The sequence below is a fragment of the Bradyrhizobium sp. 195 genome (genome assembly GCF_023101665.1).
Classification (GTDB): Bacteria; Pseudomonadota; Alphaproteobacteria; order Rhizobiales; family Xanthobacteraceae; genus Bradyrhizobium.
In genome coordinates this window covers 4,469,964-4,484,153 of the sequence record NZ_CP082161.1, presented here as the reverse complement: position 1 = coordinate 4,484,153, position 14,190 = coordinate 4,469,964, and the positions used below count along the sequence as shown (strand labels likewise).

General features: G+C 65.5%; 10 protein-coding genes, 1 tRNA gene and 1 pseudogene. 1 reads left to right on the top strand and 11 read right to left on the bottom strand.

Translation table 11 applies throughout. The features are described 5' to 3' along the window. Positions 1–5 precede the first annotated feature (5 nt). The 4 genes from IVB26_RS20700 to IVB26_RS20685 all read right to left on the bottom strand — a co-directional run bounded on the left by IVB26_RS20700 (position 6) and on the right by IVB26_RS20685 (position 4,428). A complete protein-coding gene (locus tag IVB26_RS20700; RefSeq protein WP_247967182.1) occupies positions 6–1,700 on the bottom strand; it encodes a flotillin family protein in 1,695 nt (564 codons plus the stop codon). Between the two features lie 23 nt (positions 1,701–1,723). Beyond that, positions 1,724–2,383, bottom strand: a complete 660-nt coding sequence (locus tag IVB26_RS20695; RefSeq protein WP_247967181.1) for an OB-fold-containig protein — start codon at positions 2,381–2,383, stop codon at positions 1,724–1,726. Positions 2,384–2,393: 10 nt separating this feature from the next. Beyond that, on the bottom strand, positions 2,394–3,557 hold the full coding sequence (locus IVB26_RS20690) for a PspA/IM30 family protein (RefSeq protein ID WP_247967180.1): 1,164 nt from the start codon (positions 3,555–3,557) through the stop codon (positions 2,394–2,396). Positions 3,558–4,167: 610 nt separating this feature from the next. Next, the gene (locus IVB26_RS20685) at positions 4,168–4,428 is read right to left on the bottom strand and encodes a hypothetical protein (RefSeq protein ID WP_015686208.1); all 261 of its coding nucleotides are present in this window, start codon (positions 4,426–4,428) and stop codon (positions 4,168–4,170) included. A gap of 255 nt (positions 4,429–4,683) precedes the next feature. Between IVB26_RS20685 and IVB26_RS20680 the strand changes: the two genes are divergently transcribed. Continuing rightward, positions 4,684–4,881 (top strand): hypothetical protein, encoded by a 198-nt coding sequence (locus tag IVB26_RS20680; RefSeq protein ID WP_247967179.1) that lies wholly within the window; start codon positions 4,684–4,686, stop codon positions 4,879–4,881. Between the two features lie 72 nt (positions 4,882–4,953). Here the strand turns inward: IVB26_RS20680 and IVB26_RS20675 are convergent, their stop codons facing one another. From IVB26_RS20675 to IVB26_RS20645, 7 genes and pseudogenes are all read right to left on the bottom strand, one after another. Further along, on the bottom strand, positions 4,954–5,100 hold the full coding sequence (locus IVB26_RS20675) for a hypothetical protein (RefSeq protein WP_247967178.1): 147 nt from the start codon (positions 5,098–5,100) through the stop codon (positions 4,954–4,956). Positions 5,101–5,299: 199 nt separating this feature from the next. Next, positions 5,300–5,373, bottom strand: a tRNA-Cys gene (locus IVB26_RS20670). A 99-nt stretch (positions 5,374–5,472) separates the two neighbouring features. Then, positions 5,473–6,078: pseudogene (locus IVB26_RS20665) on the bottom strand (ABC transporter ATP-binding protein); the annotation flags it as partial. A 163-nt stretch (positions 6,079–6,241) separates the two neighbouring features. After that, positions 6,242–6,958 (bottom strand): ABC transporter permease, encoded by a 717-nt coding sequence (locus IVB26_RS20660; protein WP_247967176.1) that lies wholly within the window; start codon positions 6,956–6,958, stop codon positions 6,242–6,244. Positions 6,959–7,157: 199 nt separating this feature from the next. Further along, the gene (locus IVB26_RS20655; protein WP_247967175.1) at positions 7,158–7,898 is read right to left on the bottom strand and encodes a tRNA-uridine aminocarboxypropyltransferase; all 741 of its coding nucleotides are present in this window, start codon (positions 7,896–7,898) and stop codon (positions 7,158–7,160) included. A 37-nt stretch (positions 7,899–7,935) separates the two neighbouring features. Further along, positions 7,936–11,040, bottom strand: coding sequence for an efflux RND transporter permease subunit (locus tag IVB26_RS20650; protein ID WP_247967174.1), 3,105 nt, complete (start codon positions 11,038–11,040; stop codon positions 7,936–7,938). After that, positions 11,040–14,189 carry an efflux RND transporter permease subunit gene (locus IVB26_RS20645; protein ID WP_247967173.1) on the bottom strand — a complete coding sequence of 1,050 codons (3,150 nt, stop codon included), beginning with the start codon at positions 14,187–14,189 and terminating at the stop codon, positions 11,040–11,042. The genes IVB26_RS20650 and IVB26_RS20645 overlap by 1 nt, the downstream gene beginning before the upstream one ends. Position 14,190 lies beyond the last annotated feature (1 nt).

Below are 14,190 nucleotides of genomic sequence, written 5' to 3'. Positions count from 1 at the left end.
GGCATTCATAGATCGGCGGCGTTTGTCTTTTCCGGCGCCGGCGCAGGCACGGCAGCGCCATTGCTCTTCCCGGTCACGGCGCCGACCAGCGCCTGCACGGGATCATCGCCCGGCGCAAAGCCGCCCTGGCGCAGGATCTCGTCGATCATCGGACGCAGCGCGTGCACCTTGAGCAGCTCGCCGGCGAGTCCTTCGCCAAAGCCGACATTGCCTCCGCCGGCGCCGTTGCCGCCGAATGCGCCGCCGGTGTGCAGGATGCGGACGTCCTTGAGGTTGGCGATAGGCTTGACCATCTCGGCCAGCGCCGACGGCATCGTCTCGATCCGCTTCTTGGCGATCTCGAAGTCGATGACGTTGCTGCCGAGCTTGTTCTGCGCCTCGTTCTTCATGGTGATGACGGCGGCCTCGGCCTCACCGATGTTGCGGACGCCGACGGCCTTGATCTTGTTGGACTCGGCTTCGGCGGTGGCCAGCGTCTTGACGGCCTCGGCGCGATCGAGCGAAGCCTTCTTCTCGGCCTCCGCCGCAACGATCAGCTCGGTCGATTTGCGTTCGGCCTCGGTGCGCGCGGCCAGCACCTGGGTCAGACGGGCACGATCGGCGACCTCGACCGCACGCGCGGTGACGACCTTTTCCTCCGCAGAGACTGCGAGCGCTTCGGCGGCCTTGGCTTCGGTGACGGCTTCCGAGGTCTGCTTGCTCTTGGCGGCGATCTGGATCTCGTTTTCCTGTGTGGCGATCTGGATCTCGCGCTGAGCGTCGGTCTTGCGCTTGTTGATCGCCAGATCCGACTCGATCACCGCGGTTTCCTTGACCTGCTTGGCGCCGGCCTCCTTCTCGGCGACGGCTCGGTCGGTGTCGATGCGGGCATTTTCCTCGGTGAGGCGCGCGGTCTGCGTGGCGGTCGCGACCTCGGCCCGGGTGCTTGCGGTCTTGTTGGCGATGTCGCGCTCCTGGGAGAGCTCCGCTTCCTTCTTGGTCCGTTCGATCCCGAGGGTTTGCTGGCGCGCCTCGAGGTCCTTTTGCGCAATCGCCACCTCGTTGTCGCGCACAATGGCATTGCGGTCGCGCCGCCGGGTCTCGGTGACCGTCTTCAATTGGGTCAGGCCCTCGGCGTCGAAGAAGTTTTCCGGGTTGAAGAACTTGACGTCGGTCTGGTCGAGCTTTGTGAGCGACACGGATTCGAGCTCGAGGCCGTTGGATTTGACGTCGGACTCGACTGTCGCCTGCACATGCTTGACGAAGTCCGAGCGCTTCTCCTGGAGCTCGAGGATGCTCATGGTCGCCGCCACCGAGCGCAGGCCGTCGACGAATTTCGCCTCGACCTGGTTGCGCAGGGCTTCGGCGTCATTGGTCAGTGCACCCAGCGTCTGGCTCGCAAGCGCGATACTCTCATCGTCGGGGCGGACGCGCACATAGAACTCGGCCACGATGTCGACGCGCAGGCGGTCCCTGGTGATCAGGGATTCCCGCTCCTTGCGTTCCACGGTGAGCCGCAGCGTCTTCAGATTGACGCTGGCATAGGAGTGGAAGATCGGCAGGATCATGGCGCCGCCGTCGAGCACGACCTTCTTGCCACCGAGTCCGGTGCGCACGAAGGCTTCATCACGCGTGGCGCGCTTGTAGAGGATGGTGAAGACGATCCCGAGGACGACGATCAGCGCGACGCCGATCATGGCCGGGACTGCGATGTCGAACATGACTTTCTCCAATGAATGAACTGCTAGCTGCTTAGAGGTGGCTTGGACGGCTTAAGTTCATCGTCGGCCTTCACTGCGACGAAGCGGGTGCCGTCGCGGTCGACCAGTAGGACCATGGTTCCCTGCGGCAGGGGTGCTGACGACGGCGCGGCGACCGCCCAGACGAAATGGCGGTTGCCGTGGATATCGGCGACGCTGACGCGGCCGGGCGGTCCCTGGTCGAGCGGGCCGATGACGACCTCGCCGATGCGGCCGACGAGATCGCCGAGGCCGACGGCGTAGCTTTCATCCTTGGGAATGACCCGCGCGATGGCCCTGCTGGCCGCACGGACCATCGGAACCGACACCACGACGGCCCCGACCGAGGCGACCGAGGCCGGCAAGGGACCGGCCAGCATCCGCGCGATGTCCTGGATCAGAAAGCCGGTGATGGAGAACGCGCCGAGCAGGAGCAGCAGGAAGATCAAGAGCGGCACGCCGCCGACATTGATCCAGGAGATGGCGTTGATCACGCCATTGTCGCTGGGATGGCCGAAGTCGATGTTGGTGCCGAGCATTTCGCTCAGGGAAGCCCCGACCAGCATCGAGACCACCTCGATCGAGCCGACGATGAGGATCATGGCCGCCGCGATCGCGAACGGCCTGACCTCCGGTGACATGACGTGTTCGAGCAGAGCGCTCATGACGCGGTACTCAGGAGCGTGACTTCAGCCGCGCCAGCCTCGCCGCAATTTCCTTGTCGCGATGGAGCGTGCTGAGTTCGTCGATGTCGCTCGAATACGGGATGCCCGGCGGCACGCCGGTGGCTCGCGCCACCGCCCTGCCCGCCCGCAACGCCTTCGCCGCCGCAGAGCTGCCGCCCTGTTTACGGGGCGACGTCGAGGCCTGATGGCTTGCGGCCGCCTCACTCTTTTCAAGATCGGCGCGGCGCTGCTCGGCGTCCTGAAGTGCCGACAGCACCGCACGCAGCGACGTGACGCATTGCTCGATCTTCTCGTTGTTCTCGTCGATGGCGCGGGACAGCACCTCGAACTGCGCCTCCAGATCCATCTGCCGCGCGATGCCGGCGCGGGCGAGGTCGTCGCGCCCGTCGGTGATCGCCCCTTCGATCTTGGGCGCGAGATCGACCATCTCGCGCTCGATCTCGGTGCGGCGCGCGTTGAGGCGGTATTCCTCGGCACGCGCAGCGCCGAGCGCATCGCGCGCCTCGCTCTCGGCGCGCTCGATCTCGCGGATGGCCTGTCCGACCACCCCAAGCTTGTTTTTGCCTTCCGCCTGCTCGATCGCGTCATAGGCGATCCCGGCGATCAGGCGTCCGACCCGGGACAGGAAATTTTCGGGAGCGGCAGCGATGGTATCCATAGCGTTCTCCTCCTCTGGCAGACTGTTCGGCGTGACGCCGTAGTGAACTTCGAAACCGTCGTCAGTGCGGATCAGACGCGCCGGCACGCTCTGCCCCCAGCCCTCGGCATAGCCGGCATAGTCGAACGGCACGCTGAAGCGCCCTTGCACGGTCGCAATCGAAATGGTGGCCGGGCCCTTGATCTTGGCGAGCTTGTCGTCGAGCGGCAGACGACGGCCCTGCGCCGCGCGATATTCGGCGCGGTCGCGCAGGCCCAGCGTCACCAGGCGCGACGGCAGCGCGGTCTGTTTGCGGATCGGGTCGTAGGCGTGGGCATGCAGCAGCACGACGTTGGAACCGACATTGTGGCTCCGCGCGACCTCGTCGAGGATCTCCATCATGCGGTCATATGCCCTGAACGTCGCCTCCAGCGCGGCCTTGGCGGCCGGATCAGGGGCAAGCCTGTAACGCAGCGCGGACGGCGCGTTTCGGGGCGACTGGCTCATGGAAAGCACTAAAGCACCATTTTGGTGCTTTAGGAAGGGGAGCTGCGATCACATTCCGCTGATCCTTTTGCACTCTCCCATTGGTCGCCGTGGTCAGGGCGCGCGTTCAAGCCGCACGTTCACCCCTAGATCACAGCCGATCAAGACTTCTTGCACGCGCGGGTTGCAATTTGAGACGAAATGCAGGGACCGTTGGATCGACCTCACCAGGCTCCCGTGTCCCGGGTGCACCGCAGCATTCTTACGCTGCTTCGCAAAGCCGGGACCCAGGAAGCCGCACGCATGCTGCCACATGGGCTCCAGCTTTGCAGCGCATCAATTCGTGCTGCGCAGCATCGGGGCACCAGACTGAGGTTCTCGCCCGAGCTTTGCTTCATCTCCTCATGCGTAGGGTGGATTAGCCGAAGGCGCCATCCACCGCGTCTGCCGCAGTGGCAGGAGAAGAGGTGGATTACGCTTCGCTAATCCACCCTACGAACTGCACCCGGGGCTACGCGATCTGCGAGTTCGCCATGTCCCTGATCCACAGTCTGTCCGCAGCATATCCACAGGGGCCGATTTCGCGGATTCCTCAGCGGGTCGGGCGACTTGCTGCGCACAAAACCACAGGCTGCTGCGTTCAGCCGCCGGCCTGATCGAACACGCTGCGGCAGGCTTCGCTCAGGCTCGAGCGGTTGCGCCGCAGGCACGCCGTGATGGCGCGGACGTTGGGGATTTCGCCGGCGCAGAGCCGGTAGACGTCTGGCGTGCAGGCCCGGCGCTGTTCGGCCGTCCCTTGCGCGTGGGCGGCGGAGGCGAACAATGTGAGGAAGAGCCCAACCGTCGAGGCGCGGCGCGCCCGGCTCTTCACACCCGCAAACCGCAAGAACCTCGCCTTCATGACCAATCTCCTGTCTGCCCTGCCCGCCCCGGCCTGCATTGGTCGGTGTGCGAAGGGGTAGGAGAAATAAACCGCTCAGGATGTGATCTCTTTCACACTGTCGGCGCAGCGGAGGAACCTAGGATCCCCAGGGGATTTAGAAATCGCTAACCAATTGGGGCCCGATCGCCGGATCGTTAAAATGCGAATGATCAGGTCAATCGGGTAACAAACCGGCTTTGCGACATTGCGCCATCCGCGTTGTGCGAGGGTGCGATGAGAAGCGAAGCCGAATTCAATTTGCTGCTGGACGCCGTCCGGGACGCCATGGTCATTGAAGATTTCGCTGCCGCGCCGGAGAAGGAGTTCGTGCTCCGCTCGCGGAGTTTTGACGCGACGCCCAATGCGGCCAATGACAATGAGGGCGCCTGGCCTCTCCTGCCGTTTCCCGACGGCTGGTACGCGGCCTGCTGAAGGCTGCTTTCGCCGTTGATCGCAGCGCGCCCGCGGGCGTTTTGCTAGAGCTCAAACCCGGCCCGGCAACGATCAGGTCTTGACGCGATCCTCGCCATCCTGCGTCGCCCGCTCGGATGCGGCCGATGGAAAGATGCTGTCATAGATCGCGCGGGCCTCACGGATGAGACGAGCCCGCTCAAGCTCGGTTTTCGGGACAAATCGGACGATATCGCCCACGGGGTGCTCCAGCGCTCGTTGATGAAAGTCGCATCACTTCGCAGATGCGAACTCTATGCCAGCGGGCGTGAATCAGCGTTTCCAGCACGTCCCGGGCAGATCCGGTGACCGAGCCCCCTCGCACCTCGGTGGACGGCCGCACAGGATCGGCGGAACCTGCGCTGAGATCGAATTTTGCTGAAAGATCAGGGATTTGTAATGGAGGCCACGACCAGAATTGAACTGGTGTACACGGTTTTGCAGACCGTTGCGTAACCACTCCGCCACGTGGCCCCGTAAGGGCGGAGCAATATAGAGGATGCAGGGTTTAGGCAACCGCCTTCGTCCCACTTTCCCGACGAGTTTCAGCAGCTTGATGCCCGGCTTGAAGCGCTAGACCTTCGCCCCGCCCGGCCCGCCGAGATAACGGCCGAGAATCTCCTCGGTCGTGCCTGCCGCCGTAATCCGCCCCTGCTCCAGCAGGATCGCCCGGTTGCAGGTGCTCTTGATCAGTTCGACGTCGTGCGAGGCGAGCACCAGGATGCCGGCACGGGCGACGATCTCGTCGAGCCGCTGCCGCGCCTTGTTGCGGAACTGTTGGTCGCCGACGCCGATCCATTCGTCGAGCAGCACGATCTCGCCCTCGACCGCGGTTGCGACCGCGAAGATCAGGCGCAGCATCATGCCGCTGGAATAGGTGCGTAGCGGCAGATCGAGGCGGTCGCCGAGCTCGCTGAACTCGGCGATCTCCGCGCGACGCGCATCGATCTCGGCGCGCCGCGCGCCGATCACGAGGCCGCGCCGCATGATGTTCTCGTAGCCGGTTGCTTCCTCGTCGAAGCCGGCCGACAGATCGAACAGCGACAGGCAGCGGCCGAGCACATCGATGCTCCCCGCCGTCGGATGGTAGATGCCGGCGAGAACCCGCAGCAGCGTGGTCTTGCCGGCGCCATTGGCGCCGATGATGGCGAGGCGGTCGCCGGCGCGGATGTCGAGGCTGACCTCGTTCAAGGCCGTGATGAGGTGCGAGACCGCCGCCTTCCGCCGCAGCGTCACGGCGCTGACGAACCGGCTGCGCAGCGAACGATCGCGAAACGACAGCACCGGAAATGTGACCGAGACGTCGCGTAGCACGATGTGGGCCGTGGTGGTCATGCGCGCATCACAGCCAATACGCCACGCGATGGCGGTATCTTGCGTAACAGCCGAGGCCGATGACGGTCACGACGATCGCATAGACCGCCCCCAGCAGCCATTGCTCCGCAGAGGTCGGCTGCGACAATAGCGGCCGGCGCACGAGGTCGAGCAGCGTCGCAAACGGATTGCCCCACGTCAGCCAGTGAAAGGCGGTGCCGCGCACACTGTCCTCGGTCCAGATGATCGGTGTGAGAAAGAAGATGAACTGCAGGCCGCTGACGATCGCCGAACCAATGTCGCGAAAACGCGCACAGAGCATGCCGAGCGCGACCGCGCCACCGAGCAGCACGAGAAACAGGATCGCAAAGCCGGGCACCACGAGCAGCATGTTCCAGTGCAGCGGCCAGGGCATCACGACATAGAGCAGCACGACGATCACCAGGTGATGCGCGAAGATGAGGACGTTGCGCGCGATCATCTGGAGGACATGAACGATCAGCGGCGCCGGCACCGCCTTGATGAGATGACCTGACGCCACGAAGATGTTGGAGCCCTCCTGAAGCGTCGTGGCGATCAGGGTCCAGACGATCAGGCCGACCGCGAAGGACGGCAGGAAGGCGCCGATGTCCTGCTTGAACAGTGCCGCATAGACCGTGCCGACGCTCGCGATCGTCGCAGCGAGGGTCAGCGTGATCCAGAGCGGGCCGATTACGGTTCGCCGGTAGCGCAGCGAAATGTCCATCAGCGCGAGCGTGCCCCAACGATCGGGCCGCGCCGCCTGTGTCAGAATTTCCTTCGCCGCGACCTGAATTCGACTGCCCCTTCGGATGCCGCTGTCCGATGCCGCAACAGGGAAGCGGATCGCGACCGGTTTCGATCGATGCCCTCAAAATGCCCGCGCCTCGCGGTGCAATCAACCGTACAGATCAAGTGGGCCGAAGTCAGGCTCGTTTGCGCCGACGGAAGTCGCGCCGGCCCTTCGGCGCAGGTTTTGGCGCCAATTCCGGCATCTCTGCCTGGACCTCGCGGTAGCGTGTCAACAGCCGTTCAAAACTCGCATGCAGCGTGTCGGCGATGTCGGGACGTCGCTCGAGACCGGCGAGAATCGTTGCCGCGGCCTCGATGGTCGAGAGCCCGTCGCTGCGCGGCTCCTTGCGCAGGCGCCCATAGCGCGAGGGATGCGCCGGGTTGAGGATCACGCGCTGGCACTTGAGCATCCAGGGATTGCGCCACCACAGTGCCTTGGCCTGGCTCCAGGTGCCGTCGAGCAGCACGACGCCTTCGAGCTTGCCCAGGATCGCGCGCTGGTTGTCCGCGACCTCGCCCTTGCGGTTGAGCGCGACGATCTCGCCTTCGGCTTCGAGATCGGCGGCACGCGCCGAGCCGAGATAGAGCACGGCCCAGCGCGCGGCATTCTCGACCGGCCGCCCCAGCGCCTTGGACAGGCTCGGCCAGGACAGGCCGACTTTCACCGTGGCATCGGCGAAATGGCGGGCGAGCAGGCGCGCGGTGCCGAGCGCCCTGTCCTGCTCCTGCGGATGCTGGAGGATCAGGAGCGACAGCCGGTTTTCAATCGGGGTGACGCTGTCGCAGATGCACAGGGGCATCGGCTTCTGGCAATGCGGGCATTCGGGGATCGGCTCGGCCGGCGCGGCGGCGATGGTTTCAGGCGGCTTCGACATGGCCGCCGCTATACGCTTGATGTGGCCCTTCAACAACCTATTCCGCGGGCGCAGCCAGCGGGCGCGGCGCGGACCGCCGCCGCAGGCGGTCGATCAGGAGGTAGATCACGGGCGTGGTGTAGAGCGTCAGGATCTGCGAGACGAACAGGCCGCCGATGATGGTGATGCCGAGCGGACGGCGCAGCTCCGTACCGGGGCCGGTCGCCACCACGAGCGGAATGCCGGCGAACAGCGCCGCCATGGTCGTCATCAGGATCGGACGGAAGCGCGCCTGGCAGGCCTCGAAGATCGCCTCCGCCGAAGACAGGCCGCGCTGGCGTTCGGCGTCGAGCGCGAAATCGACCATCATGATGCCGTTCTTCTTGACGATGCCGATCAAGAGGATGATGCCGACGAAGGCGATCACGGTCAGCGGCGTGTTGGTGAGCTGCAGGGCGAGCAGCGCCCCTAACCCGGCCGAGGGCAGCGTCGAGATGATCGTGAGCGGATGGGCGAGGCTCTCATAGAGCACCCCGAGCACGATATACATCGCCACCAGCGCGCCGAGGATCAGCAGCGGCTGGCGGCCGCTGGTCTTGGCGAAGTCGCCGGCATTGCCGTCGAAGCTGCCGCGGATGCCCTCGGGCATGTGCAGCTCCTCGACAGCCCGCTGGATGTTTTGCGTCGCCGCCTGAAGCTGCACGTCCGGCAACAGGTTGAACGAAACCGTCGTCGAGGGGAACGACTGCGAGTGATAGACCGCGAGCGCGGCAAGACCGCGCGTTGCGTGCACGACGGCCGACAGCGGCACCTGCGCATCGCCTGCGCCCGCGACGAAAATGCGCTCGAGGTTGGAGGGATCGACCTGGAATTTCGGATCGATCTCCAGCACGGTCATGTACTGGTTGCGCTGGGTGTAGATGATCGAGATCTGCCGCTGCGAGAAGGCGTTGTTCAGCGCGTTGTCGATGTCCTGAACCCTGACGCCGAGCGCCGAGGCCTTCTGGCGGTCGATCGACAAGGTCAGTTGAAGTCCGCCGGGGTCGCGGTCGCTGGAGATGTCGGTGATCCCCTCGACGCTCTCCATGCGCTTGGCGACGATCGGCGCCCACTTCTGCAGCAGACTGAGGTCGGTGCTGGTCAGCGTGTACTGGTAGTCGGAATCGCTCTGCCGCCCGCCGGCACGGACGTCCTGGGCGGCGAACATGAAGAGGCGGATTCCGGGCACGGGGTACAACGCGCGCCTGAGACGATCGATCACGACTTGCGTCGAGACGTGGTCGCGCTCCTCCGGCGGCTTCAGGCTGATATACATGATGCCGCGGTTCGAGGTCGCTCCCCCCGGCCCGCCGCCGGCGCCGACGGTCGAGCCGATGCCGGCGACGGCCGGATCCTGCATCACGATGTCGGCAAGCCGCTGCTGGAGGCCGAGCATCGACTGGAACGAGATGTCGGCCGAGGCGCGCGTGGCCCCGATGACGAAGCCGGAATCGTCGGTCGGGAAATAGCCCTTGGGGACCTTGATGTAGAGCGTCACCGTGAGGCCGATGGTGGCGAAGAACACCAGCAGCGTCGCCAGCGGGTAGTCCAGCACGGTGCGCAAGGTTCGGGTGTAGAAGGCGACGATCCGCGACAGCGAGCCCTCGATCAGCCGATCGAACAGGGTCGCCGTGCCGGACGTGGTCTGCCGGATGTAATGGGCGCAGATCATCGGCGTCACCGTGAGCGACACCAGCGTCGAAACCAGGATGGCGAAGGTCAGCGTCAGCGAGAATTCACGCAGCAGGCGGCCGACGACGCCATCCATGAAGATCAGCGGCGTGAACGCCGCGATCAGCGACAGGCTGATCGAAACCACGGTGAAGCCGATCTGCTTCGCGCCCTCCTGCGCCGCCCGGAACGGCCGCATGCCATGCTCGAGATTGCGATACATGTTCTCGATCATGACGATGGCGTCGTCGACCACGAAGCCGACGGAAATCGCGAGCGCCATCAGCGAGAGATTGTCGATCGAGAAGCCCGCGACCCACATGCCGGCGCAGGTGCCAGCCAGTGCCAGCGGCACCGAGATGCCGGCCGCAATCGTCGGCGTCAGCCTGCGCAGGAACACGAACACCACGACCATCACCAGGATCGCGGTCGCCAGCAAGGTCCATTGCATGTCGAGCACGCTGGCGCGGATCGTGCCGGTCCGGTCGACCAGGGTCGAAATCTCGACGCCGGCCGGAATCCATTGCTTCAGCTCGGGGATCAGCGCCTTCACCCGATCGACGGTGTCGATGACGTTGGCATCGCCCTGCTTGACGATCTGGATCAGCACCGCCGGCTGCTTGTTGAACCACGCGATCGAACGGGCGTTGCGGACGGAATCCTCGATGTCGGCGACGTCGGAGAGCCGCACGAAATTGCCGTTGGAGCTCTTGATGACGATGTCGCGGAACTCTTTCGCGGTGCGCATCTGCTTGTTCAGCGACAGCGTCTCGCTTTGCCGCTCGCCATTGAAGATGCCGACCGGGCCGAGTGGATTGGCATTGATGATCGCAGTCCGCACGTCGTCGGTGGCGATGCCGGCGTTCGACAGCGCGACGGGGTTGAGCTGGACCCGCACGGCCGGCTGGTCGGCGCCGGAGATCATCACATTGCCGACCCCCGGCACTTGCGAAATGCGCTGCGCCAGCACGCTGTCGGCGACGTCGTAGATTGCGGCTGCAGAGATCGTCTTGGATGTCAGCGCCAGCACGAAGACGGGCGCGCCGGCCGTGTTGGCCTTGCGGAAGCGCGGCAGCGTCGGCAGGTCGCTTGGCAGATCGACCATCGCGGCGTTGATCGCCGCCTGCACGTCGCGCGCGGCCTTGTCGATGTTGCGGCCGATGTCGAACTGGAGCTGGATGCTGGTCGAGCCGAGCGTCGAGGTCGAGGTGATCTGGTTGATGCCGGCGATCTCGCCGAGCCGCCGTTCCAATGGCGAGGCCACCGTCGCCGCCATCACGGCCGGGTCGGCGCCGGGCCGGCTGGCCGAGACGAAGATGGCGGGGAAGTCGACGTTCGGGACCGAGGCGACGGGAAGGAACTGGTAGGCGACCACACCCAGCAGGAACAACCCGATCGACAGCAGCGTGGTCGCGACCGGGCGGCGGATGAAGGGCTCCGAGATCGATGCCATCACTGCATCCCCTCGGTCGCGCCGGCAACCGGCGGGTCGCCGGATTCGGCCGGCGGCATCGCCTGCTCGAGGCGGCGGTTGATGCGGTCGAGCGCGAGATAGATCACGGGCGTCGTGTAGAGCGTCAGCAGCTGGCTCAGCAGCAGGCCGCCGATGATGGAGATGCCGAGCGGGAAGCGCAGCTCGGCGCCGGTGCCGCTCTCGATCGCGAGCGGCAGCGCGCCGAACAGCGCCGCCAGTGTCGTCATCATGATCGGGCGGAAGCGCAACAGGCAGGCCTGCACGATGGCTTCGTGCGGCGACATGCCCCGCCCGCGCTCGGCCTCGAGCGCGAAGTCGATCATCATGATCGCGTTCTTCTTGACGATGCCCATCAACAGGATGATGCCGATCAGGCCGATCACCGAAAGGTCTTGCCCGCACAGAACCAGCGCCAGGATCGCCCCGACGCCGGCCGAGGGCAGCGTCGACAGAATCGTGATCGGGTGGATGTAACTTTCATAGAGAACGCCGAGCACGATGTAGATCGTGATCACCGCGGCGAGCAGCAGCCAGGGCTGGCCGGCGAGCGCCTTGGCGAACTCGGCGGCATCGCCGGCATAGACGCCGACGATGCTGCCCGGCATGTCGATCCGGGTCTCGATCGTCTTCACGGCGTCGACGGCATCGCCGAGCGCCGCGCCCGGCGCGAGGTTGAAGCTGAGCGATACCGACGGGAACTGCGCCTGGTGCGAGATCGCCAGCGGCGCCGTGGTGCGCTTCAGGGTCGCCACGGCCGACAGCGGCACCTGGGCGTTGGGCGCGCCGGCGGTGGCGCTGGCGGCGCCCGGCAGATAAAGCTTCGACAGGATCGAGGGATCGCGCTGGTACATCGGCAGCGCCTCCAGCACCACGCGGTACTGGTTGGCCTGGCCGTAGATGGTCGAGATTTGCCGCTGTGCAAAGGCGTCGTTGAGCGTATCGGTGATTCCTTGCAGGCTGACGCCGAGCTGGCCCGCACGGGTGCGATCGACGTCGAGCTGCGCCCGCAGACCGCCCTCCTGTGCCTCCGACGAGACGTCGCGGAACAAGGGATCGCGCCGCATCTCCGTGACCAGCTTGCGCGCCCATTCGGACACCAGCGTCGCGTCGGTGCCGGTCAGCGTATACTGGTATTGCGAGCGGCTCGACTGGGTCGAAATCTGCACATCCTGCACCGGCTGGAAATAGACGGTCATGCCGGGGATGCCGGCCACCCGCTCCTTCAACCGGGTGATCACCACGCTCACATCGTCGTGCCGCTCGCCACGAGGTTTCAGCGTCATGACAAGACGCCCGACATTGGTGGTCGGGTTGACCGAGCCTGCGCCAATGACCGAGACCACGCCGGTCACATCAGGGTCGGCCTTGATGGCGTCGGCGGCCTCGCCCTGCCGCTTCTGCATCTCCGCGAACGACACGTCGGGCCCCGCTTCCGTCACCGCCGTGATCGAGGCGGTGTCCTGCAGCGGCAGGAAGCCCTTTGGCGCGACGACATAGAGGACGAGGGTCGCAACCAGCGTAGCAAAAGTCACGACCAGCGTGGCGCGCTGGCGTTCGAGCACCCACAGCAGCGTCCGGTGATAGGCCTCGACGGTGCGGTCGATGAAGCGGCTGACCGCGGCCAATCCCGGCACGGCCAGCTCCTCATGGGCGTGCTTGAGCAGGCGCGAGCACATCATCGGCGTCAGCGTCAGCGAGACCACGGCCGAGGTGACGACCGCGATCGTCAAGGTCAGCGCGAATTCGCGGAACATGCGCCCGACGAGGCCCGACATGAACAGCAGCGGGATGAAGACCGCGATCAGCGACACCGTCAGTGAAATCACGGTGAAGCCGATCTCGCTGGCGCCCTTGAGCGAGGCTTCCATCGCGCTGTCGCCGTTCTCCATGTGGCGGACGATGTTCTCGATCATGACGATGGCGTCGTCGACGACGAAGCCGGTGCCGATCGTGAGTGCCATCAGCGACAGATTGTCGAGGCTGAAGCCGGCGAAATACATGATGCCGAAGCTCGTGATCAGCGACAGCGGCAGTGCCACGCCCGCAATCACGGTTGCCCGCAGCGAGCGCAGGAACAGCAGCACCACCAGCGTCACCAGCACGACGGCAAGGACCAGCGTGAACTGCACGTCGCGCACGGAGGCACGGATGGTGACGGTGCGGTCGGAGACGATGGTGAGGTTGACGCCGGCCGGGATCGCGCGCTGCACCTTGGGGATTTCGGCGCGGATCTGGCTGACGACGTCGATCACGTTGGCGCCGGGCTGGCGCTGGATGTCGATGATGACGGCCGGCGTGCCCTGGTACCAGCCGCCGGTGCGGTCGTTCTCCAGGCCATCGACGATCTGCGCGACGTCGGCGATGGTGACCGGCGAGCCATTGCGGTAGGCGATGATGACGGGCTTGTAGGCGTCCGCCGCGGCGATCTGGTCGTTGGCCGCGATGATGTAGGATTGCTGCGCGCCGTCGAGCGAGCCTTTCGGCCCCGAGACATTGGCATTGGCGATTGCGGTGCGCAGATCCTCCATGGCGATGCCGTAGGCGGCGAGCCGCGCCAGATCCGCCTGGATACGGACGGCCGGCTTCAGCCCGCCGAGCACCGAGACGCGTCCGACGCCGGAGATCTGGCTCAGCCGTTGCGCCAGAAGCGTGTCGGCGATGTCGCTCATCGCCCGCAGCGAGATGGTGTCGGAGCGCAGCGCCAGCGTCATCACCGGCGCGTCCGCCGGATTCACCTTGGCGTAGGTCGGCGGGTAAGGCAGCGTCTTGGGCAGCACGCCCGCCGCGGCATTGATCGCAGCCTGCACGTCCTGAGTGGCGCCGTCGATGTCGCGGTTGAGGTCGAATTGCAGCGATATCTGGCTGACGCCGAACGAGCTCGTCGAGTTCATCGCCGACAGCGACGGGATCTGCCCGAGCTGCCGCTCCAGCGGCGCGGTGATCAGCGAGGCGATCACGTCGGGGCTGGCGCCGGGAAGCTGCGTCGTCACCTGCACGGTCGGGAAATCGACCTGCGGCAGCGCCGAGACCGGCAGCGCGAAATAGCCCAGCAGCCCGCCGATCAGCAGCGCGATGCCGAGCAGCGAAGTTGCGATCGGCCGTCGGATGAAGGGTTCGGAAACACCCATG